Raw genomic sequence first — 22,288 nt, 5'->3', positions numbered from 1 at the left:
CCACTTACTTCGTCCGCCGTCGAATTGCGAAACCCTCCGTCCAGTTGTTCGGTGCCACACCATGGTGCTGAAGAATGGCTTGAGCCGGATGCGGGGTGATCCGCATGTCCGGTTCTTAGGGGGCGGCGGCGCAGCAATGCGCCGCTGCTACCCGACCAGGTACATGGCATCGATAACCTTGGGAAGGTTATGGTCCGGCGGCAGCTTCGGCGAGGTGAGGTGCTACGGTTTTTCGGCAGTATCCAGCCGTGCATTGTGGGCATCGAAGCCTGCGGAAGTTCGCATTACTGGGCCCGGGAAATCGAAAAGCTTGGCCATGTCGTCAAACTGATGCCGGCTGGCTACGTGAAGCCCTACGTGAAAAGAGGCAAGACAGACGCAGCCGATGCTGAGGCTATTTGTGAGGCCGTAACGCGACCGACCATGCGGTTCGTCGCTGCGAAATCTGCCGATCAACAGTCAGTACTGATGATGCATAAGGTTCGAGAGCTTCTTGTTCGTCAGCGAACAATGCTGATCAATTCATTGCGTGGGCATTTGAGTGAATTCGGCATCATCGGTGCTGGAGGGGCAAAGAACGTCCCCAAACTTGTCGAACATTTCCACGAGATCCAGGGCAGCTTGCCGGAACTGGCGCGGACGATGCTATGGACGATTATAGGTCAATTGCAGGGATTGGGCGCCGAAGTCGCAAAGATCGAAAAGAAGATCGTCGACAGCGTAAGGGCTGACGCGGCGGCACGACGCCTTCTCTCGATACCAGGTGTGGGGCCCATAACAGCGAGCGCCATCACCGCGGCCGTATCGGACATCAAGAATTTTTCCTCTGGGCGGCGCTTCGCCTCTTGGTTGGGATTGACGCCAAGACCGCACAGTTCCGGGGGAAAGGAACGCATGAGCGGCATTAGCAAGCAAGGTGACGATACATTCGAAAGCTATTGGTTGTCCGTGCGACCGCAATAATCCGTTTCGCGAAGGATGGGAGCAGCGCCAGTCATGATTGGGCAGTAAGCCTGATGGACCGAAAGCCAGCAAGGGTCGTAACCGTCGCGCTCGCGAACAAGACAGCGAGAATCATCTGGGCACTTCTGGTGCGCGAACAGCAGTATACAAAGTCCGTTGCGGCTTGAATGAGATTTCGGGCGTAGCTTTACGTCCGAGATGGCGGAGATCAGGGCGAACAGCCCGAAGATATGATCACTCGCACCACCCGTATCGGTAAAGTGTTCATGGATGTCGAGGATCGTGTCCTGGTCGAAGAGCCCGTCGAGCACATAAGCCGCCTCGCTTTCAGTCGGACTGATGGGCAAAATGCTGAAGTAGCCGTACTGATCTGACAGATGGCTGTAGAATTTCGATCCGGGTTCACTGCCGTAATGCAAATTGATGTCGCCGCGCTTTGCGGCTCGGTCGCTCACTCGGAAGAATTGGCCATCTGAGGAAGATGTCGTGCCGTTGCCCCAAAGGCGGGAATGCGGATGGCAGGTGTGTGCATCGGTAATAGCTGCTTGCGCAGCACGATATGTCTCGGATCGGGCGTGGAAGGTGCGCATCCACCCGATCTGGTGAGCGCTGATCCCCTTGGATGCGCCCGCCATTCGCTTGGGCCCGAGATTGGTCGCATCCGCCAGTACGCCCGCAAGCATGGCGGAGACATTTTTCGGGGCGTCTCCGGTGCGAACATGCGTGAAGAAATCTGCAAAGCCGGTCCATTCATGCACGTCTCTCAACAGGTCGGGAACCTCGATCAGCGGATACATGTCGCTGATCTCTGCATTCAGTTCCTCGGCGGCCACAGGGACTTCGCCGGCGGTTGGTGTAACGATCAACGTTCCGGCCTCAAGACGAACTCCTTCGAGCTTCCCGGATCGGGCTCTGTATGCCAGGCGCTTCAGGTTGAAGTCGAGCATCTGACAGGCTTCGGCAAGCCACTGCGCGCCATCAGCTTCGACGCCCAATCCAAGACGATCCTCTTCCTTCATTGTGATGAATGTTGACCGTGGCATCAGATGCTCGTCAATCGGCCGGAAAGATCGGCTGCCGTCGATCCAGATCTCCGCAGATCTAAGCCGGTCTCGCAGAGCGGCGAGCGTTGCGATCTCGTAGAGACGGCGATCGGGTTTTTCCCGTTCGAAGATGAGCCGCCGATCAGTTTGGCTGAGGTGGGTGAGCGGGACGCGATCCGGGAGTGTCCGCCGCTTTTCGGCATAAAGCCGTTTGAGCAGTCCAATTGCCGCGAGAAGCGGATCGTGGCGACGCGCCGAGCGGAACGTGAAGGCCTGAAGGAACGCACCAGTGTATTTGTGGACGGTCGCATATTGCTCGGCTGCTACGGTCAACGGCGGCGCCTCGTTGTCGTCGACCATCGACTCCAGCTCAGGCTTCATCCGAAGCAGTCGGTCCCAGCCGACTTTTTGGTCGAGAACATCCAATGCATTCCGACCATGGTCGTTGGCGGACTGTAGCGCCGAGATCGTATCGAGGAACATGCGTAGCGCTTTGGCGGTGTTCGCTCTGCAATCCATCTGTCGCTGCTTCTTTCGGTTGTTGGCTTGCGAGAACAACTTACCCATGAGCTTGATGAACATCGTCACCGCCTCGTCCGTGAGCTTCTGGCAAAGCCTGATGACTTGAGCCACGATCAGAGCGTGGCGACGGCTGGCATTGAAGTCGTTGGCAAGCCAGGCCGGGGTTGCGTTACCCTCCCGAATCATCTGGTCCCACCGTCCCGCTGATATGCGCGCCTGCAACGTCGGATCGATCTCCAGCCGTCGCAGAAAGGCTATCCGCTCTGTCAATCCTACCAGATTCGATGCACCCGGCGCTTCTGGCGCCGAGCGTAGCCAATGGAAGCGCGTCTGGCCGATTGACGGGTCAACTTCTAACAGCCTATCCAATGATTGAAGCGTATCAAGCGGGATGTCTTTAATCAGAGTTGTCTCTGCCCCTCGGCGAGCTATCGCACGGCCGGCAAGGCCAATCCGTTCGATCGTGTCGATCGTCGGCAGAAGAGCTCCGCGTTCACGAAACGCGGCAACAATCGAACTGACTATCGCAGCACCGTCGTCGGACATGGTCGCCGCATGAATTGCCGCCAACAGCGCGGCTCGGCGATCTTGCGCCATCGCGCTTCTCGTTTCCAGATACACCATCAAGCGCGCCGTGTGATCGCGCCGGGTTTCTTCACGGCGTGCATAGAGGGCAAATGATTCCGGGGCGGCGCCGATCTGATCAGCAACATATCTCAGCATGGCGGGAGGCGGAGCTTCTTCTGCCCCCAGCACTCGGCCTGGGTATCGCATCAGACATAGCTGGATGGCAAAGCCGAGCCGGTTGTGATTACGTCTCCGCAGTTCGATCTCCAGGCGATCCGCCAGTGACAACGAATAGTGTCGGATTAGGCTCAGGACCTATTAAATTTCTTGCTTGGTTGCCTCTGTTTTGATTCACTTGGCTCAAACGGAGGGACCGCCATGAGTGATTTGATGCTGCTATCGGAGGCGCAGATGCGTCGGATCGAGCCGTACTTCCCACTGTCGCACGGCGTTCCGCGCGCGGATGACAGGCTTGTTTTGAGCGGCATCATTTTCGTTCTGCGCAATGGGTTGCGATGGCGCGACGCGCCGAAGGAGTATGGGCCGCACAAGACGATCTACAACCGCTTCATCCGCTGGAGCAGGCTCGGCGTGTTCAATCGCATCCTGGCAGAACTAACTGCAAAGCGCGGCAGGCCTGAACAGTTGATGATCGATGCCACACATTTGAAAGCTCACCGCACCGCAGCCAGTCTGCTAAAAAAGGGGATGTTCCCCGACGTATTGGACGCACAAAAGGCGGGCTGAACTCCAAGCTGCATGCTGTCTGCGATGGCTACGGTCGGCCTCTGATCCTGCTTTTGAGCGAAGGACAGATGAGCGACTACAAAGGGGCCGCGCAGATGCTGCACGCCTTCCCAAAGGCAAAGACGCTGCTGGCGGACAAGGGCTATGACGCCGACTGGTTTCGCGACGCTTTGGCTGAGCGCAAAATAGAGGCCTGCATTCCATCGCGGGCAAACCGAAAGGTGCCTATCCCGCACGATCAGACGCTCTACAAAAAGCGCCACAAGATAGAAAACATGTTCGGCAGGCTCAAGGACTGGCGCAGAATTCACACAAGATACGATCGCTGCGCCCACACTTTCTTCTCAAGCATATGCATCGCAGCGGCCGTCATCTTTTGGCTCTGATTTAACGAGTCCTGAGCCTAGGCTGTCCTCGTCGACTGGTATGTCGACAAGCTTCCGTCGATCTTGATCTTTGAGAAGCTTGCGCTTTGCCATTGCCCGACTCCATCCATGACCGATCTGCGCTGAGCGTTGTCGAGTCGGGCCGGACAAAGAAATCAAAACTGGCGCATGTCGATGGCAATCCACAGAGATCGAATGCCCAAAATCCGAGCTACGGCATTGTTCATGCTCCGTTCGGCCTTAGCGTGCGATTTCGGACTGCTCTTGTTCTGACCCCATCTTCGCGAGTTCCAAGCCAATCCCGCTCGAGGCGCCGGTGATCACGGCGAGACCTGTCTTCTGCTGTGTACTTTCCATGACCTTGCGCCTCTCTCTTATGGTTTCAGAACGACCTTGATGCAGCCGGCCTGCTTGTCGCGGAAGGTCTTGTACAGGTCGGGGCCTTCTTCCAACGTGGCCCGATGGGTGATGATGAAGGACGGATCGATCTCGCCGTTCTGAATACGCTCCATCAAAAGTGGGAGGTAATGCTGGACCGGCGTCTGGGCCATGCGGAACGTCAGACCGCGGTTAATGGCCGAGCCCATTGGAATTTTGTCGAGGAAGCCGCCGTAGACGCCGACGATCGAGACCGTGCCGAAGTTGCGGCAGCAATGGATCGCCTGACGGAGTACATGTGGTCGGTCGGTCCCCATGAAGGTCGCGACCTTGATGCGGTCTATCCGCGAGTCCCAGCTTGCCGAAGGCTCTGCCTCGGTGCCGACGGCGTCGATGCAGGCGTCTGCTCCGCGGCCGTTTGGCAACTCCATGATCCGGTCGTAGATGTCCTTGTCCATGAAATCGAGGGTGATCGCTCCGGACTTTTCGGCAATCGCCAGTCTTTCCGGCACTGTATCGATGGCGATAACCCGCTCGGCGCCGAGAATGAACGCGGACTTGATCGCCATCTGTCCGACCGGGCCGCAGCCCCATACCGCAATCGTGTCGCCCGGCTGGATGTTGCAGAAGTCTGCGGCCATATAGCCGGTCGGAAAGATGTCAGAGAGGAACAGAACCTGCTCGTCGGTAAGGCCATCCGGCACCTTGATAGGGCCGACGTCGGCATAGCGAACGCGCAGATATTCCGCCTGGCCGCCGCTGTAGCCACCGAGGAGATGTGTGTAGCCGAAGAGCCCGGCAGGCGAGCTGCCCCAGAGCTTCTTCGCTTTCGACGGATCGGGATTGCTTCGTTCGCAACCAGAAAAGAACCCGCGTTTGCAGAAGAAGCATTCGCCGCAGGAGATGGTGAAGGGAACGACAACGCGGTCGCCGACTTTGAGCTTCTTATTGTCCTTGCCGACTTCAACCACCTCGCCCATGGTCTCATGGCCCATGATGTCGCCGCTGTGCATGTCCGGCATGATACCGTTGTAGAGATGGAGGTCGGATCCGCAAATGGCGCAAGCTGTAACCTTGATGATTGCATCGTGACCATCTTCGATCTTGGGATCCGGGACGCTTCGCAGCGGATGTCGTGCTTGCCATGCCAAGTGAGCGCCTTCATGTCGTTCCCTCGTCGAACTTCTTACGGTGCGGATGCCGCCTTTCGTCGAAAACCGCCATACGAAAAAGATGTTCCATCGGCGACGGCGTATTCGGCAACACGTCGGAGGTCAGGGAACAAAAAACGAGCGCGAGCATTTCGCGAGGCATGAGCGAAAAGACAACATGGATCGGCGGGTGCCTGTGCGGAACATGTCGCTATGAGTTCCGCGGCGACCCACCGCACATCGGCTATTGTCATTGCGACATGTGCAAAAAGGCAACCGGCGGGCCATTCGCCGTCCTTGTTCAGGCAAGCCTCGAGGCGTTCAGATGGACAAAAGGTCGGCCTGGGTCATATCGCTCTTCCCCGATTGCGACGCGCGGCTTTTGCGATCTGTGTGGATCACCTCTTTACCTTCAGTACGACGATGACGCGTTGATACGTGTGACAGTGGGTTCGCTCGATCACCCTGAAAGGGTCCGGCCAAAGGGACATTACGGCGTCGAAAGCAGATTGGGCTGGGCCGACGGCGGACGGGGCTTGCCTGAAGAAAAACGCGAGAAACGTTCTGAAGTCCGCGCCGTCCACAGGGGAGGCCGTTCTCACTTTGGAGATTTCTGCTATCGTTCGCGAATTACGAGGGAGTAGGTACCATGGTTGCAGCGCGTTTGGTTCCGGATGTTTTTTACTGGGCGAAGTCGTCTCGGTATTTCGAGGGGCGCACGACCGTCGTCCAGGTTTCGACGGTCTTTGGAAGGGACCCCGAGTACTGGACGCTTGCACTGCTCGGTACCGACCAGCATGCGATGCCCTCCGAATTCGAGATCATTGGGCAGGTGGAACCTGCGAAGCGGTCTGCGCTCCGCCAGGCCGCCGAATAGCGTTTGCTGCCAGCTATCGGACGAACCTGGCAGTCTAACCGCCGACACTGAACGCGCGCCCAACTCTGACATCGGCCGCTACCGCCCTAAACCCCTCTGACCCCTTTGGCCGTAATGCGCGGCTATTCGTGCTTGCCTGGCAGGACCGAACTCAAAACCTGCCGGACCGTGCCGCGGATGACGCCTTCCTGGTTTGGATCACCCTTTATCAGCGTGGTTGTGAGTTTCTTGACCTGATCAAACGTGAGATGCGGTGGCATCGGGGGGACTTCGGGGTCGGTTTTGACCTCAAGGAGAACAGGGCGATCCGACGCAAGCGCCTCGTCCCAAGCCGGCCCCAAATCTTCCGGGCGATCGACAAACAAGCCCTTGAGGCCGATGAGCTCTGCAAACCGATGGTAAGGAACGTCAGGAATGCTTTGCGAGGCCTCGAACTTAGGATCGCCTTCCATCACCCGCTGCTCCCAGGTCACCTGGTTGAGATCCTCGTTATTGAAGACGCAGATGATGAAGCGGTGGTCGGCCCAGTCTCGCCAGTATTTGGCGACCGTGATCAGTTCGGCCATGTTGTTCATTTGCATGGCACCATCGCCGACGAGGCCGATCACCGGGCGGTCCGGGTGGGCGTATTTAGCGGCGATGGCGTAGGGAACGGCCGCGCCCATCGATGCCAATCCCCCGGAAAGCGACGCAATCATCCCGGCTCTTATCTTGATATCGCCGGCATACCAGTTCGCGCAGGAGCCGGAATCGCTCGTCAAGATGACGTTGTCCGGTAGCCTTGAGGATAGCTCCCATGCGACCAGCTGTGGATTGACGGGGTTGGCTTCGACATGGGCGCGCTTATCCAAGAGCTTCCACCAGGCCGAAACGTTCTTTTCAACAGCGTGGCGCCATTTGCCGTCTTTTTGTTCGATCAGCGGCAATAACGCCTTTAGCGTTTCCGCCGCATCTCCGACGAGATTGACGTCCATCGGATATCGGAGCGACAACATTCCGGCCTTGATATCGATCTGGACAGCCTTCACCTGCCCTTCCTCCGGTAAAAACTCGGCATAGGGAAAGCCGGACCCAATCATCAAAAGCGTGTCGCAATCACGCATGAGGTCCCAGGAGGGCTGGGTCCCGACAAGACCGATCGATCCGGTGACCCAGGGAAGTTCGTCGGGAAGTGCGGCCTTGCCGAGCAATGCCTTGGCAACCCCCGCGCCGAGCCGATTGGCGACGGCGATCACCTCTTCGGTTGCGCCAAGAGCGCCGGCGCCGACCAGGATGGCAACTTTTTCGCCCGCGTTGAGGATATCGGCCGCGGCCTGTATGTCCTCCTGATAGGGCACGATCTTCGGCGCCCGGTATCCAAAGCCGGAATGGACCGTCCCGTGAGCACGCGCCGGTTCCTCGTAAGCCATCTCCTGCAAGTCGTTGGGCAGGATCAAGGCGGTCACGGTTCGATTCGATAATGCGATGCGGATCGCGCGGTCTATCAGATGACGAACCTGCGCAGGCGTGGAAGCCTGATGGACAAAGTCACCGGCGACATCCTTGAACAGGGCGGCCAGATCGACTTCTTGCTGGTAATGACCGCCAAGCGCGCCGCGGGCCTGTTGGCCGACGATCGCCAGAAGCGGCTGATGGTCGGCGCGGGCATCATACATGCCAGTGACGAGATGTGCCGCCCCTGGGCCTGAGGTTGCGATGCAGACGCCGAGCTCGCCGGAAAACTTTGCGTAGGCAGAGGCCATAAAGGCAGCCATTTCCTCGTGGCGCGCCTGGACGAATTCGATCTGCCTTCTGCCGGTTCAACGCTCCGAAGACACCGTTGATACCGTCGCCAGGGTACCCGAACATGTGCCTGACGCCCCAAGAGTGAAGACGGGAAACGATGAAATCACCGACTGTCTGTGCCATGGAAGTGCCTTTCGATGTCATGGTCAGGGTATGTGCCAACAAACCCTCGCCCGGCCGCGTTGGTTCCGCTCGCAAACAGGGGCTGGCCAAAACGTAAGGCGGGTGACGCCGACTGGGCCCACGCTATGGAGGATCCTCGGAACTTTGCCGCGAAACCGCAGTTTTCCTTGCTTCACATCAGCTAAGGAGATGTTCCATGCCCCAAGGTAACAAGTCCGCCTATACCGACAAACAGAAGCGCAAGGCTGAGCACATCGAGGAAGGCTACGAAGACCGTGGCATTTCCGAAAAGGAAGCCGAGCGCCGCGCCTGGGCCACCGTCAACAAGGAAAGCGGTGGTGGCAAGAAGTCCGGCTCCGGTCGCGGCCATACCGAAAACCATGCCTCCTCCGAAAAGGGCGGGCGCAAGGGTGGTGCCGCTGCTGCATCACGGACCAAGGAAGAGCGTTCCGCTTCGGCCAAAAAGGCCGCTGCCACGCGCAAGCGCAATGAGCACCACGCCCATCATTGATTGGGAGACGGCGTCATCCCGGATGGCGCCGCTTCACATGCGGAGGATCCGATGCCGAAAAAGAAAACCAAGCAGAAATGGTCGCAGGACGTGACCGACAATAGCGATGCGATGGACCTCGAAGGCGGGGTCTTTAAGCAGCGTAGCGCCAAGAAGATCGCGGATTCGCTGAAGCACTCAGCGGAAGAGAGCCCGCGACGCAAGGCCAGCCCTTTCCAGTCTGCGATGTCGATGCTCACCTTTTACATCAATCGCGCTGGCAAGCAGCTGTCCCGATCAAGGCTGGCAACGCTCAATCGCGCCAAGGACGAGTTGCGCAAGGACTTCGGCAAGCAGCCGAAGCGCTGACGCGCCATTTATCGGATGCGGGAGGACACTTATCGTGCCGCTGATACCACCGCCGAATGACAATCCGCGCGACGACGATCTCGAATGCCAGCAGGCTTTGGAACCGTCATTTCTGGCGATCATCGAGGAGGCTGTTGCTGCCGGCTGGTCCCGCCGTCTCGTGCTGCAATCGCTCGGCGACCTCGCCGATAACCTGTGGACCGATGAAGAGCAACTCGGACCGCGGCCGGAACTCCCGGCCGTCGGCAGCTTCGACCCTTAGCGTCTAGTAACGTGGAACTAAAGTAGGCATCATTTTATTTTGCTTCTGTTGTAACAGCGGGAGTTTGATTGATGGTCGGCAGGCAAGCGGGCTTTGTCGCTCTGAGCGACGAGGATAGAAATTTTCTTGAGTCTCAGGTGCGTCGGCACAAGGCGCCGCGCTCGCTGTCGGATCGATGCCGGATAGTTTTGCTGTGCGCGCAGGGCTTGCAGAGCAAAGATGTTGCCGAACGCCTTGGCGTCCACGAGCACACGGTTGGCAAGTGGCGCCGCAGGTTCGTGCAGGGTGGCATTGACGGGCTGACCGACGAATATCGCGCAGGTCGGCCACGAACCGTCTCTGACGCCCAGGTAGCTGAGGTCGTCGAACGGACATTGAACACCACCCCGAAGGATGCCACGCACTGGTCTATCCGTTCGATGGCAGCCGACCGCGGGCGGTCGCACACCACCATCCGTCGGATATGGACCGCGTTTGGTTTGCAGCCACGCGCTCGACGTTGCGACTGGCGCGGTAATCGGCCAGTGCTACAAACGTCACAGGGCGACCGAATTTCTCGACTTCTTGAAGCGGATTGACGCCGAGATGCCCAAGGGGCCGGACGTGCATTTGGTGATGGACAACTATGCGACCCACAAGACGCCGAGGATCAAGGCCTGGCTCGCACGCCGCCCGCATTGGCATGTTCACTTCACGCCAACGTCAGCCTCCTGGATCAATCAAGTCGAGCGGTGGTTTGCAGAGCTGACGCGCAAGCAATTGCAACGCGGTGTCCATCGTTCCACCGCCGAACTGGAAGCCGACATCGACGCGTTTATCGCAACGCACAACGAGAATCCCAAGCCATACAGATGGGTGAAATCCGCCGGCCAAATCCTCGCCTCCGTCAAGCGATTCTGCCAAAAAACAATGAGCCGAACTTCAGATTCGGGTGACTAGCCTTGCCGTCATCAATCAGGCATTCAGGTGTTCGCCAATGCTCTTGAGATCGCTGATAAAGCGCCGCCACTCGCTATCGCGATCATCGTGATCGCGGATGCGCAGCAGATACGACGGATGGATCGTGACGAGGGTAGGCAAGCCGCTGGCCGTTGGCAGGATGTGGCCTCGCTCTTTCGTCAATCCGACCGATCGGCCCATCAGGGTGTAGAGGGCTGTCGCTCCGAGGGCCACGATCAGGTCAGGCTGCAGAAGCTCAAGTTCTCCGCCCAGCCACCACACGCAACGTTGGATCTCACCGGCGTTCGGTTTGGCATGAAGGCGCCGTTTGCCGCGTCGTTCGAACTTGAAGTGCTTGACCGCATTGGTCACGTAACAGAGCGACCGGTCGACGCCGGCTTCCTGCAGACATTCGTCGAGAAGCCTACCCGCGGGGCCGACGAACGGCTTGCCGGCGATGTCCTCCTGATCTCCTGGTTGTTCGCCGACCAGCACAACTCTCGCCTCGGGCGGGCCTTCGCCGAACACGGTTTGGGTCGCGTGTTTATAGAGATCGCAGCGTTCACAGGCGTCTGCTTCGTCGCAGTGCGGCCAGACTCCTTTCCTGTGGATGGGGTTCTGCGAAGACTGGTGGCATGCGTGCCACGCGGGTTTCTGCGACCGTCGCCATCGATCACTACCCTTCTTCCCCTGGATATTGAGACTGCTTCAGAAGCTTGGCGAGATGCGCCGTGTTGCGCGCCAGCATGGATACCATCGTCTGAACGGCTTCCGGGGTCGTTTTGAGATCGACAAAATTCGTCGATCCCATCGCCTCGCCGACCCAGTAGGCAACCGCGTTGGCCGGAATCGTAAAGCCGACATCGTTGAGGGCCTGGAAGACTTCCGCGGAAACGTGGTGGGCGCCATCCTCGTTGCCGACCACCGCAACTGCGGCAACCTTGCCGTATGAGACCATTTGACCCTGATCGTCGGTCTCTTCGAGAAATGCGTCCATCCGCTCGAGAGCCCGCTTGCAAACGCTTCCCGGTTGCCCGAGCCAGATCGGCGTTCCAACCAGCAGAATGTCGGCTTCAAGAAGCTTTTTACGGATATCCGGCCAAGCGTCGCCTTCGCCTTCGTCCGACGTTACGCCCGGCTTGATATTGTGATCAGCAAGTCGAATGGTTTCGGTTTCGATGCCGTGCTTCTTGAACTCCTCGGTAATGAGTTCGAGCAGTTTGCCGGTGGAGGATGGCTCGGAAGAATCCGAGGACTTCAGGGTGCCGTTTAACGCAAGTGCTTTCAAAGACATTGTTGCTCCTGACGTGATGCGGGTCATTCCATCGACCCAAAGCTTGGCGGGCGCTGGTCGCGCCGGTTTGCAAGGCGAAACCGATCATACCGCGAGTTGTTCCCTGGGCGCCGGGTCGCCCGGAACAATCGCTTTGCCGTGCTGTTTCTCTTCCGAGAAGGAAAATTCCCCGAGCATTAAAGGAGTTTCATCGTGCAAGCTGTGCGTATTCATCGCTTCGGCGGACCGGAAGTCATGGCGCTGGAGGAGATCGATCGTCCAAACCCATCTGCCAACGAAGTTCTCATCAAAGTCTTTGCCGCGAGCGTCAATCCGGTCGATGCGAAGATGCGTGAGGGCAAGTACCCTGTGGTCACCGAGAAGAACCTTCCCTACGTGCTCGGCCGCGATGTCAGCGGACAGATCGCGGCCGCCGCCGACAACGTCTCGACCTTCCTCATCGGTGATGACGTCTTTGCGTTTCTTTCGCCTGAACATGGAGGTTACGAGGAGTTCGTGCTGGCACGGGTTGACGAGGTTGCAGCCAAGCCAAAATCATTGGACCAGGTCGGCGCGGCCGCCGTGCCGCTCGCCGGTATCACCGCCTGGCAGGGTCTCTTCGACCACGGCGGTCTTCGCCAGGGCCAACGTGTTCTGATCCACGGCGGCGCTGGCGGTGTTGGCCACTTCGCCATTCAGTTCGCCAAGGCAAAGGGCGCCTGGGTCGCAACCACCGTATCGACGTCCGACAAGGAGTTCGTCAGCGACCTCGGCGCCGATCAGATGATCGATTACAAGTCCGAGAAATTCAAGGATCTGGTTGAGCCTGTGAACCTGGTCTTCGACCTGATCGGCGGTGAGACCCAGCATCGAAGCTTCAGCGTCGTCAAATCGGGAGGAGCCCTCATTTCCACGCTGCAGGAGCCGGACAAGGCGCGCGCTGCTGACCAGAATATTCGCGTCGGCAGGTACACCGCTCAGCCGAACGGCGCTCAACTGCAGAAATTCGCGGACTTGATCGATGACGGCAAGGTAAAGGTCGTGGTCGCAGACACCTTTGAGCTCCATGAGGTTGCCGAGGCTCAGGCGGCACTCAAAGACCAGAATCTCCGCGGCAAGGTCGTTCTCAAAATTGCCGGTTGAACCGGTACTAGGACCGAGGCGCACGGGGCGATTTCGAACCATGCGCCGCGGATCGAATTTCTGCGGAACACTCAGGTCGAAAAATCGTTTTTATGCGGAAACCAATCCAGGAGATTCCTATGAAACAGCTCGCTATCTTGTCACTGGCCGTCGTGCTCGCAGGCCCGGCCTTCGCGCAGTCTGCGGCCGAAAAGACGGGCGTCAACTCCCTGATGGGCGTTGCGCCGAAAACCGAGGACTTCGTCCAGGAGGCTGCGACAAGCGACATGTTCGAGATCGCGTCTAGCAAACTTGCCCTCGAGCGTGGCGACGAAGCAACGAAAGCCTTTGCCCAGCAGATGGTCGCCGATCACCAGAAGACCACGGAGGAACTCAAGGGCTTGGTGACCAGCGGCAAGGTCAAGGCACCGCTTCCGGCAGCCATGACATCCAGTCAACAAAGCATGCTCGACACGCTGAACGGCCTTCAGGGCGCCGACTTCAACAAGCAATACCACTCTGATCAGGAGTCCGTGCATGAAGATGCGGTCGATCTGTTCAAGCGGTATGGCGACGAAGGCGACAATGCCGATTTGAAAGCGTGGGCCGCCAGTATGCGTCCGGCTCTGGAACACCATCTGATGATGGCAAAGGACCTCAACAAGTAGTGCTGTGAAAAGTCAGGAGGCGAGTCATGATCGACGAAGAGGAAAAAAGACTGCGCGCCTATCAGATCTGGGAAAGCGAGGGGCGGCCGGAAGGACGGGATCTTGCGCACTGGTATCAGGCGGCAGACGGCGAGGCCAGCGCTACCGGCGAAGGCGCTCACTACATGCCTTACTCTGCTGGCGGGGCGTCTGCCGGGTCACTGGTGATCAAGTTCTATCATTCCGGCGATCAAGTTCGCGGATATGTCCGAAAGATCGCCGAGGCCGGCGAAGACGATTCGATATTTCCTAGTGAGGAGATGGAGCCCGAAGCCGCTTTCAAACTGGCCCAATCCCACAATGGTGAAAGCAGCGAGCCGATCTTCGTAGAGCTGACCGAAGCCGTCGAATGGGATCCATCATGGGGGGAATTCGAACTAACGACATCGAGACGGTTCCAGCCGAAACGGATGCTTCTCGCGCTGCGGATAATCCGACCGCTGCCCGGCGTCGCACGCGTCTGGCTAGAGAGGCAGAAAAGGGACTGCGCGGCACGGTGGGCGAGACGCAGGCCGAGGAGAATATGAGAAACCGCCGGTCCGAACGCTTGGGAGCTCAATCATGACAAAAAATGGCAAACCGTCCAAGGCGCAGATTGAACAGGACGCCAGAGGGCAGTCCGAAAGCAACCATGCTGGTGGATCCAACAACGGTGTCAGCAGCGCCAAGCCGCGTGTCATCACCCATTCCGACGACGCGACGGTCAACAAGAAAACGCCAGGCAAGGGCAAAGACACCAAGGACTGGGACATCAATTACGACGAGCGCGACATGAACAAGGGCGAGTTTCGAGGATAGAGCTGGAGAAGCAAAGCTGCGCCCTTCCGGCGGAACCCGGAACATGGTGTGACATCGAAGATTTACTGTGACCGAGGAGCCTCAACCAAGATGGCTCGCCTCGTCGTATCGCTTGAGGCATCCATGACGCAGAAAACACGCTCTCCCAAGATTAAGCCTTATTCCGGACCTGCGGGCGGATGGGGTTCTGCAAAATCCGTCGCCGAGATCACTCTGAAAGAGCATGTCGCTCTGCGTGGGCCGAAGCTGCTGTCGGCGCAGAACAAACCGGAAGGCTATATGTGCGTGAGTTGCGCCTGGGCGAAGCCGGCGAAAACCCATCCGCTCGAATTTTGCGAGAATGGCGCCAAGGCCACGGCCTGGGAGGTGACGGCGCGACGTGCCGACCGCGCATTCTTCGACAAACATCCTCTTCGCGCGCTGGAGCTTTGGGACGATCACGACCTCGAGGAACAGGGTCGGTTGACCCATCCGATGCGCTGGGACGCAGCGACCGACAAATATGTTCCGGTGACCTGGGCCCAGCCTTCGAAGACATCGGTCGAGAACTACGCGCTCTTGACCCGCGTCAGGTGGATTTCTACACGTCGGGCCGGGCGTCGCTTGAAACGAGCTATATGTACCAGCTGTTCGCGCGTATCTACGGCAGCAACAACATGCCCGACAGTTCGAACATGTGTCACGAGAGCTCATCGGTTGCCCTTCCCGAAAGCATCGGGGCCTCTGTTGGAACGGCCGTCCTGTCGGACTTTCAAAACACCGACTGCATCTTCTACATCGCTCAGAATGTTGGGACCTCGTCGCCGCGCCTGCTGCACGATCTACAGGATGCCGTCGATCGCGGCGTCAAGATCGTCACCTTCAATCTGTTGCGCGAACGCGGCCTTGAGCGGTTCGTCAACCCGCAGTCGCCGACGCAGATGCTCACCGGCAACGAAACGAAGATTTCCTCCGAATATTATCAGGTGAACAACGGCGGCGATATCGCAGCACTATTTGGCGTCTGCAAGGCGCTGATCGAAGCCGACGATGCCTTGAAAGCCTCCCATCAAAGTCGCGTTGCAGGCGAGGACGGGATCCCAAAAGATCCAGACAACGCGGCAATGGTTGCCTTCGCCGCCTCGATTGGGGCCGCCGACAAGAAGCATGTTCTCGACCATGACTTCATTAAGGAGCACACGACCGGCTTCGAGGAATTCGCCAACGCCGCGCGCGGCCACCAATGGGAGGAACTGGAACGAGTTTCAGGCCTCAGCCGTGATGAGATGACGCAGGCAGCGGCCACCTACGCCAAATCCGAGGCGGTGATGATGGTTTATGGCATGGGTTTGACGCAACAGCTTATGGGCGTCCAGAACGTCCATACGGTCTGCAATCTGGCACTGTTGCGCGGCAATATCGGCAAACCGGGCGCCAACATCTGTGCCGTCCGCGGTCACTCCAACGTTCAGGGACAGCGGACCGTCGGCATCACCGAGAAGCCGGGCTTAGCGCCGCTGGACAAGCTCTCTGAACTCTACGGCTTCGAACCGCCGCGGTGGACGGGCCGCTCGACGGTGGAGACCTGTGAGGCGATCATGAGCGGCCAATCACGTGCCTTCATCAGTCTCGGCGGCAACTTCCTGAGAGCAGTCCCCGACACGACTGCCATGGAAGAAGGGTGGCGTAGGCTGCGGCTTAGCGTGCAGATCGCCACCAAGCTCAATCGCAGCCATGTCGTCCATGGCGAGATTGCCTATCTGCTGCCGTGTCTCGGTCGCATCGAACTGGACGAGCAGGCGACCGGTCCGCAGGCCGTATCGATGGAGAGTTCCATCGCGCATTTCCACGGCTCGCGCGGCAAGACGAAACCAGCAAGCCCGGAGCTCCTTTCGGAGCCGGCAATCGTCGCCGGCATAGCCAAGGCGACACTTGGCGAAACCAAGGTGCCCTGGGACAGCTGGGTCGCAGACTATGCTGAGATCCGTGATGCGATCGAGCAAACCTACCCGGAGACGTTCAAGGATTTCAACAAACGGCTGTTTACGCCGGGCGGGTTTGTCAGGCCGCTGCCGGCGCGCGAACGCAAGTGGGTGACGAAAAGCGGCAAGGCAAATTTCCTGACGCCGGAAAAACTGTTTCCGGAATTTTCGACGGCGCAGAGCACTGACGTCCTCCATCTCGCGACGCTGCGATCTAACGACCAGTTCAACACCACGATCTACGGATATAGCGACCGCTTTCGCGGTGTCGAAGGCACTCGCAAGGTGGTCTTCATGAACCCGGAGGATATCCTTCGGTTGGGTTTCAAGGACGGCGACAGTGTCGATCTGACGACCGCGATCGATGCAAACAACGGTCGGACGGTGACGGCGTTGAGGATCGTTGCCTATAATATTCCCAGGGGATGTTGCGGCGCGTATTATCCGGAGACGAACCCGCTCTTTCCGATGGCTCACCATGATCCGAAATCGAAAACGCCCTCCTACAAGCTCCTTCCGGTGCGTCTCAGCCGATCCTCAGACGTTTCATATGATTGAGGGGGCAGTCGGGTGAGCACATGATGTTCGGGAGCATCAACGACGCAAAGTGGTCGTTTCTGGCAACCTTTCTGCTGGTGGTCGCGGGAGCCGCGTTTCTCGGCTGGGCCCGGCAGCCGCGGGAACTCCGGACCGATCCACCCGTCGTCGCCGATCTCGATTGCTTCCGGCTGATGCCGAACGCGATCAGCGGCGCGCCGCCCGAGAGTTATTTTGCCGAGGGGAAAATCTACGAAAGCGATGCTTATAATCTCAGCCAGGGTCAGCGCCTGTATACCTGGTTCGGCTGCCAATCGTGTCACGGCGACGGGCGCGGAAACGTAGGTCCTTCCTTCCTCGACGGTTGGTGGCTGTATGGTCCGGAGATGGTGTCGATTGTCACGTCGATCCGCGACGGTCGCCCGCATGGCATGCCGGCCTTTCGTGAGCGGATGACGATCGAGCAGATCTGGCAGTTGGCCGGCTATGTCCAGACCATCGGCGCCTATTCCGCCAAAGTGGCGGCGACGGGTCGCAGGGACGACCGCCACACGCGGCCGGCCGAAAACCGGGCGCCCGCGAAGATCCTGTTCAACGAAGGACCGGTCGGCGCCCATCCACCAGGGGCCCTCCCCTTGAGAACCGCCCGGATCCTTCTGCTGTCGATCATTGCTGCTGTCGCTGGCTGCAGCGGCAACCAGTCGGCTCTGGATCCTCAGGGCGCTCCCGCGATCCATGTCGAGCATCTGATCATCGGTATAACCGTCATCTGCGCAGTCGTCTGGCTCCTGGTCATGATCGTGCTCGGCTGGGCACGGCTGCGGAAACGGCCCAGCGACAGCAGCCGGCCCGGCGAGTGGTCTTCAACGATGATCGTTGGCAGTGCCGTTGCCGCGACGGTTATCATTATCGCAGGTCTGACGATCGCAAGCTTTTACACCACGCGCGGCATCGGCTTGCCGGAAAACGCCGCACTGACGATCACCGTCAGAGGGCATCAATGGTGGTGGCAGGTCATCTACGCCGACGCCAATCCGGCGCTCAGCTTCCAGACGGCGAACGAGATCCATATCCCAGTGGGACAGGATGTTCGGATCCAGCTCGAAAGCGCCGATGTCGTGCATTCGTTTTGGGTGCCGAGCCTTGCCGGCAAACAGGATCTCGTGCCGGGACGCAGCAACGTTCTTCTCCTGCGGGCGGAACGGCCCGGCATCTATCGCGGTCAGTGCGCCGAATTTTGCGGCCTGCAGCACACTCACATGGCGATGATGGTCATTGCCGATGAGCCTGTGGATATCAGCGGTGGATTGCGGTCCAACGCGAGAACGGCGTGATGCCAACCGACCCGGACGCCGTCGCCGGAAAGGTTGCCTTCCTGTCAAAGCCGTGTGCTGCCTGCCACACGGTTCGCGGCACGCCGGCCACAGGGACGACCGGCCCTGATCTCACCCATATCGGTAGCCGTCAGACAATCGCGGCCGGCCTTTTTGAGACCACGCACGGGTCCCTCGCGGCCTGGATTGCCGATCCGCAGACCCTCAAGCCGGGCAACAACATGCCGATGGTTCCGCTTAACAGCGTGGAGCTCCGGAATATCTCCGCCTATATGGAGAGCCTCAAATGACCACCAGGCATGAGGGAGAGGATCTGCGCGATACGGGATTGGACGAGATGGAACTCGACTGCCGTCTCTCACAGACCTGGTCGACACCTGCGGGGTTGTGGGGCGCCCTTTCGACCGTCGACCACAAAATCATCGGCCGCCGATACATCGTGACGGCCTTCGTGTTTCTGGCGCTCGGTGGAATTCTGGCGATGGCGATGCGGTTGCAGCTCTCCCAGCCGGAAGCCCGGTTCATTGGGCCCGATCGTTACAACCAGATTTTCACCATGCACTGCCGATTCCGATGAAGCCGCCCCTTTGTTCCGAGCCAGCGCTCGACAATGCGAACCGCCGCCTCGACTTTCGCCTTGTCACGTGGACGGCGCGGCCGTGTCGGCAGAACGGCACTGCCGTAGTGAGCCGCCATTCCGGCGTAGGTGCGATTGACCTGCGGATCAAAAAGGCAGGCCTTGATGACTGCGACCTTGGCATTGTCAGGGACAAGCAATGCCGGAGCCCCGCCAAAGGCCTCCAGCGCAAGCAGGTGGCATTCGATCCAATCTGGAAGCGTTTCGCTCCAGCGGGCATGAGCAAAGGAAAGGCTCGATGCCCCGAGCACCGCAACGAACAGATGCGCCTGCCGTGTCTTTCCCGACAATCTGTCGATGAGCACCGTGACCGTGTCGCCCGCATAATCTACAAACAGTTTTTCGCCGGCCGCATGGTCCTGGCGCATCGTCACCGGCAGCTTCAGGGCCCAGCCACGATAAAGATCGCAGTAACGGCTATAACGATATCCGTCAGGGTGGAGGCCGATATACTCATCCCACAGAATCTGAAGCGTCACGTGCTTGCGCTTCAGTTCGCGATGAACATGCGCCCAATCCGGCTCGGCGCTGCGACGGTGCCCCGTCTTCGTGCCGGAGGACTTGTAAAGTGCGGCTTCCAGCACGGCATCGCTGACGTCGTCGCCAAGCGGCCACGAAAGACCAGCGATCTCCACACGGCGCAGCGTCTCGCGCACCGTCGAGGGAGCAGCACCGACACGCAACGCAATCGACTTGTGGCCGAGCCCCTCCTCAAATCTGTGTCTCAGAATCTCGCGGACACGCCGCATCTTCAATCTCTCCGCTGGCATTGCGTTCCTTCCTCTCAGCACACCTGAAAGGACAAACGTCTCACCAGCAGGACACCTCGACAAACAGCCCAATCAGGGGGCGGCATCATCTCGGAACAAGGGGGCGGCTAATTCTCGGAATTGGAGGGCGGCATCATTTCGGAATCAGGGGGCGACATGCCTCGGAATTTGCATGCACGGCACGAACATGATGTTTCTGTTTGCCGTGCCAGTCATGGAGGCGATGGCGGTCTATCTCGTGCCTCTGATGGTTGGCACGCGCAATATTGCCTTCCCGCGCCTCAACGCCTTCTCCTACTGGATGTATCTGGCCGGCGGGCTGCTGCTGTGGATCGCCTTTGCGGTCGATACCGGCCCTGACGTCGGCTGGTTTGCCTACGTGCCGCTATCTGGACCGCAATATGCTGCGGGAAACGCGCCGACATTTGGGCGCAAATGATCACCTTTACCGAAGTCTCGGCACTGGCCGTCGCCGTCGAGATCGTCGTTACGGTGTTCAAGCAACGCGCGCCCGGCATGTCGCTCGACCGCATCCCATTGTTCGTCTGGTCGATGCTGGTCACCTCGTTTCTGATCATCTTGGCGATGCCGGCCATCATGATCGCCAGCTCGGCGCTGATCCTCGACCGGCTTGTCGGCACGCACGTCTTTAATCCGGCCGAGGGCGGCGACGTATTGCTGTGGCAGCACCTGTTCTGGTTCTTCGGCCACCCGGAGGTCTACATCATCTTCCTGCCGGCCGTCGGCATGGTCTCGACGATCGTCGCGACCTTTACGCGACGCCCCGTGTTCGGCTACCTTGCCATGGTGATGGCACTGATCGCGACGGGAGTTTTGGCCTTCGGGCTTTGGGTGCATCACATGTTCGTCGCCGGGCTGCCGCGTCTCGGCGAAAGTTTCTTTACGGCCTCGAGCATGGCGATCGCCATTCCTGCTGGTCTTCAGATCTTCTGTTGGCTGGCAACGATGTGGGCCGGTAGACCAGTGTTCAAGACGCCCTTCCTGTTTATCATCGGCTTCATGGTGATATTTGTTATCGGCGGGATGACAGGCGTCATGGTGGCCTCGGTACCCTTCGACACGCAGGTTCACGACACCTATTTCGTGGTTGCTCATTTCCATTACGTTTTGGTGGGCGGCGCGGTATTTCCTCTGTTAGGCGCCATCTATTACTGGTTCCCGAAGATCACCGGGCGAATGATGAGCGAGACGCTCGGCCGCTGGGTATTCGCGCTGATCTTTGCTGGCTTCAACCTGACCTTCTTTCCCATGCATATTCTCGGGCTCCAGGGCATGCCGCGTCGCATCTACACCTATCAGCCGGAAATGCCGTGGTCGGGGCTCAACATGTTCGTCAGCCTAAGTGCCGTCATCCTTGCTGCCGGCTTCCTGCTGTTCTTTATCGATGCCATCCGTAGCGCCGTCTCAGGTGCGGCCGCGCCTGACAATCCCTGGGACGCATCGACGCTCGAATGGTCGACCTCATCGCCGCCGCCGCCCTATAATTTCTCGCGCTTGCCGGTGGTCAGTAGCCTCTCGGCCTTGTCAGAGAAATCGGAAACGCTTCCCGTTGCCTCCGGCCTGGCGGTCGACCGCCGCGAATTGATCGTCAGCAGCGTCGTTGAAGCGCTTCCCGAGGCCCGAGAGTCGTCACCTGGAAATTCGATCTGGCCGCTCTGGTCGGCGCTCGCAACTACGGTGCTGTTGATCTGGTCGATCTTCACGCCCTGGGCAGTTGTCTGGGGATCGATCCCTGTATCGATTGCCCTGATCGGATGGTTCTGGCCAAAGGGCACTCCGGAGGACGACGCATGAAACAATCCGTCATACTCGATTTCACGAAACTTCCCCCGCATGGGCTTGGCACTGCAAGCCTGACCTGGTGGGGAACGCTCGCCTTCATGTTGATCGAGGGAACTGGCTTTGCGCTTTCGATCGTTGTCTACCTCTACCTCATGAGCCTCGCACCGCACTGGCCGTTGAATGCACCGCTTCCCGATCTGCTGCCCGGAACGGCTCTGACGGCATTACTGATTGCCAGCTTGCTTCCGAACATTCTGATTGCCCGCTGGGCGCGTCAGCAGAATTTGGCGAAGGTGCGCATCGGCCTGATCATCATGTCGCTGCTCGGAGTAGCGCCTCTGATCGTTCGTATCTTCGAATTTCCGGCGATGCACATCTCATGGGACCAGAATGCCTACGGTTCAATCGTCTGGGTGATGCTTGGACTGACACCACCCATATTCTGACCGACCTGATCGACACGCTGGTGCTGACCTGCCTGATGTTTTCCAGGCATGGCGACAATCCTCGGCGCTACGGCGATGTCAGCGACAACGCCATGTACTGGAACTTCGTCGTGGCGACCTGGTTGCCATTGTGCATTTGCCTCTACTGGGTACCGCGGCTATGACCAGAACCTGGATGCGATATGGCGGACTTGCTGTCCCACCACTGGCCTGGGCCGTGGGGACGCAGCTTGGGCAAATCATCCCCTACTTCGATTGCCGGCGACAGATGGTTTGGACACCCGCCCTTTGCTCGGCC

11 protein-coding genes and 13 pseudogenes are annotated in these 22,288 nt (G+C 59.0%); 18 read left to right on the top strand and 6 right to left on the bottom strand.

The features are described from left to right. Positions 1 to 144 precede the first annotated feature (144 nt). Positions 145 to 1,130: pseudogene (locus HGO38_RS22630) on the top strand (IS110 family RNA-guided transposase). Between the two features lie 12 nt (positions 1,131 to 1,142). Here the strand turns inward: HGO38_RS22630 and HGO38_RS22625 are convergent. Next, positions 1,143 to 3,404, bottom strand: a pseudogene (locus HGO38_RS22625) (Tn3 family transposase); the annotation flags it as partial. Positions 3,405 to 3,473: 69 nt separating this feature from the next. On the opposite strand from HGO38_RS22625, the gene HGO38_RS22620 reads away from it, so the two are divergent. Next, positions 3,474 to 4,228 (top strand): IS5 family transposase gene (locus HGO38_RS22620; protein ID WP_250958086.1). Its coding sequence is split into 2 segments (ribosomal slippage): positions 3,474 to 3,807 and positions 3,807 to 4,228, totalling 756 coding nucleotides; the frame shifts between segments, so codons are not numbered across the junction. A gap of 374 nt (positions 4,229 to 4,602) precedes the next feature. Here HGO38_RS22620 and HGO38_RS22615 read toward each other — a convergent pair. Next, positions 4,603 to 5,771: pseudogene (locus HGO38_RS22615) on the bottom strand (zinc-dependent alcohol dehydrogenase). On the opposite strand from HGO38_RS22615, the gene HGO38_RS22610 reads away from it, so the two are divergent. Both HGO38_RS22610 and HGO38_RS22605 read left to right on the top strand, forming a co-directional pair. Continuing rightward, positions 5,751 to 6,401 carry a GFA family protein gene (locus HGO38_RS22610; RefSeq protein ID WP_352230505.1) on the top strand — a complete coding sequence of 217 codons (651 nt, stop codon included), beginning with the start codon at positions 5,751 to 5,753 and terminating at the stop codon, positions 6,399 to 6,401. The pseudogene HGO38_RS22615 and the gene HGO38_RS22610 sit on opposite strands and share 21 nt — an antisense overlap. A gap of 5 nt (positions 6,402 to 6,406) precedes the next feature. Then, positions 6,407 to 6,634 carry a hypothetical protein gene (locus HGO38_RS22605; protein WP_250958085.1) on the top strand — a complete coding sequence of 76 codons (228 nt, stop codon included), beginning with the start codon at positions 6,407 to 6,409 and terminating at the stop codon, positions 6,632 to 6,634. Between the two features lie 122 nt (positions 6,635 to 6,756). Here the strand turns inward: HGO38_RS22605 and HGO38_RS22600 are convergent. Beyond that, positions 6,757 to 8,542 (bottom strand): annotated as a pseudogene (locus HGO38_RS22600) (thiamine pyrophosphate-requiring protein). Between the two features lie 196 nt (positions 8,543 to 8,738). Between HGO38_RS22600 and HGO38_RS22595 the strand changes: the two are divergent. From HGO38_RS22595 to HGO38_RS22580, 4 genes and pseudogenes are all read left to right on the top strand, one after another. Further along, positions 8,739 to 9,053, top strand: a complete 315-nt coding sequence (locus HGO38_RS22595) for a plasmid stabilization protein (protein ID WP_250958084.1) — start codon at positions 8,739 to 8,741, stop codon at positions 9,051 to 9,053. A 51-nt stretch (positions 9,054 to 9,104) separates the two neighbouring features. Continuing rightward, positions 9,105 to 9,401: a DUF3175 domain-containing protein gene (locus HGO38_RS22590; protein WP_112974254.1), complete on the top strand. Its 297-nt coding sequence runs from the start codon at positions 9,105 to 9,107 to the stop codon at positions 9,399 to 9,401. A 34-nt stretch (positions 9,402 to 9,435) separates the two neighbouring features. After that, complete coding sequence (locus HGO38_RS22585; protein WP_250958083.1) at positions 9,436 to 9,663, top strand: hypothetical protein; 228 nt, start codon at positions 9,436 to 9,438, stop codon at positions 9,661 to 9,663. Between the two features lie 71 nt (positions 9,664 to 9,734). After that, a pseudogene (locus HGO38_RS22580) lies at positions 9,735 to 10,602 on the top strand (IS630 family transposase). A gap of 15 nt (positions 10,603 to 10,617) precedes the next feature. Here HGO38_RS22580 and HGO38_RS22575 read toward each other — a convergent pair. Beyond that, positions 10,618 to 11,272 (bottom strand): annotated as a pseudogene (locus tag HGO38_RS22575) (UdgX family uracil-DNA binding protein). Between the two features lie 6 nt (positions 11,273 to 11,278). Beyond that, positions 11,279 to 11,896, bottom strand: a complete 618-nt coding sequence (locus HGO38_RS22570; protein WP_250958082.1) for a flavodoxin family protein — start codon at positions 11,894 to 11,896, stop codon at positions 11,279 to 11,281. A 234-nt stretch (positions 11,897 to 12,130) separates the two neighbouring features. Here HGO38_RS22570 and HGO38_RS22565 point away from each other — a divergent pair, with 234 nt between their 5' ends. The 8 genes and pseudogenes from HGO38_RS22565 to HGO38_RS22530 all read left to right on the top strand — a co-directional run. Continuing rightward, complete coding sequence (locus HGO38_RS22565; RefSeq protein ID WP_250958081.1) at positions 12,131 to 13,018, top strand: NADP-dependent oxidoreductase; 888 nt, start codon at positions 12,131 to 12,133, stop codon at positions 13,016 to 13,018. A gap of 119 nt (positions 13,019 to 13,137) precedes the next feature. Beyond that, positions 13,138 to 13,665: a DUF4142 domain-containing protein gene (locus HGO38_RS22560; protein ID WP_250958080.1), complete on the top strand. Its 528-nt coding sequence runs from the start codon at positions 13,138 to 13,140 to the stop codon at positions 13,663 to 13,665. Between the two features lie 26 nt (positions 13,666 to 13,691). Beyond that, positions 13,692 to 14,231 carry a DUF2934 domain-containing protein gene (locus HGO38_RS22555; RefSeq protein WP_250958079.1) on the top strand — a complete coding sequence of 180 codons (540 nt, stop codon included), beginning with the start codon at positions 13,692 to 13,694 and terminating at the stop codon, positions 14,229 to 14,231. Positions 14,232 to 14,265: 34 nt separating this feature from the next. After that, complete coding sequence (locus HGO38_RS22550; RefSeq protein WP_250958078.1) at positions 14,266 to 14,502, top strand: hypothetical protein; 237 nt, start codon at positions 14,266 to 14,268, stop codon at positions 14,500 to 14,502. A 123-nt stretch (positions 14,503 to 14,625) separates the two neighbouring features. Further along, a pseudogene (locus tag HGO38_RS22545) lies at positions 14,626 to 17,021 on the top strand (FdhF/YdeP family oxidoreductase). A 23-nt stretch (positions 17,022 to 17,044) separates the two neighbouring features. Continuing rightward, positions 17,045 to 17,639 (top strand): annotated as a pseudogene (locus HGO38_RS22540) (c-type cytochrome). Further along, positions 17,636 to 18,624: pseudogene (gene coxB / locus HGO38_RS22535) on the top strand (cytochrome c oxidase subunit II). The pseudogenes HGO38_RS22540 and coxB overlap by 4 nt, the downstream one beginning before the upstream one ends. A 47-nt stretch (positions 18,625 to 18,671) precedes the next feature. Beyond that, a pseudogene (locus HGO38_RS22530) lies at positions 18,672 to 18,896 on the top strand (cbb3-type cytochrome c oxidase subunit I); the annotation flags it as partial. Between the two features lie 32 nt (positions 18,897 to 18,928). On the opposite strand, the pseudogene istA reads toward HGO38_RS22530, so the two are convergent. Next, positions 18,929 to 19,720, bottom strand: a pseudogene (gene istA, locus HGO38_RS22525) (IS21 family transposase); the annotation flags it as partial. 193 nt (positions 19,721 to 19,913) lie between these two features. Here istA and HGO38_RS22520 point away from each other — a divergent pair. After that, positions 19,914 to 21,556, top strand: a pseudogene (locus tag HGO38_RS22520) (cbb3-type cytochrome c oxidase subunit I); the annotation flags it as partial. Next, positions 21,553 to 22,154, top strand: a pseudogene (locus HGO38_RS22515) (cytochrome c oxidase subunit 3). The pseudogenes HGO38_RS22520 and HGO38_RS22515, both read left to right, overlap by 4 nt. Positions 22,155 to 22,288 lie beyond the last annotated feature (134 nt).

It is taken from the genome of Rhizobium sp. CG5 (assembly GCF_023701945.1).
Lineage (GTDB): Bacteria > Pseudomonadota > Alphaproteobacteria > Rhizobiales > Rhizobiaceae > Allorhizobium.
The sequence above is the reverse complement of the archived record's forward strand: the minus strand, read 5'-3'. Positions and strand labels throughout refer to the sequence as shown.

Coding starts and splice junctions, on each gene's coding strand:
- HGO38_RS22570 (WP_250958082.1), bottom strand. CDS start 11,896: ATGTCTTTGAAAGCACTTGCGTTAAACGGCACCCTGAAGTCCTCGGAT.
- HGO38_RS22590 (WP_112974254.1), top strand. CDS start 9,105: ATGCCGAAAAAGAAAACCAAGCAGAAATGGTCGCAGGACGTGACCGAC.
- HGO38_RS22555 (WP_250958079.1), top strand. CDS start 13,692: ATGATCGACGAAGAGGAAAAAAGACTGCGCGCCTATCAGATCTGGGAA.
- HGO38_RS22550 (WP_250958078.1), top strand. CDS start 14,266: ATGACAAAAAATGGCAAACCGTCCAAGGCGCAGATTGAACAGGACGCC.
- HGO38_RS22595 (WP_250958084.1), top strand. CDS start 8,739: ATGCCCCAAGGTAACAAGTCCGCCTATACCGACAAACAGAAGCGCAAG.
- HGO38_RS22605 (WP_250958085.1), top strand. CDS start 6,407: ATGGTTGCAGCGCGTTTGGTTCCGGATGTTTTTTACTGGGCGAAGTCG.
- HGO38_RS22560 (WP_250958080.1), top strand. CDS start 13,138: ATGAAACAGCTCGCTATCTTGTCACTGGCCGTCGTGCTCGCAGGCCCG.
- HGO38_RS22565 (WP_250958081.1), top strand. CDS start 12,131: ATGGCGCTGGAGGAGATCGATCGTCCAAACCCATCTGCCAACGAAGTT.
- HGO38_RS22610 (WP_352230505.1), top strand. CDS start 5,751: ATGCCAAGTGAGCGCCTTCATGTCGTTCCCTCGTCGAACTTCTTACGG.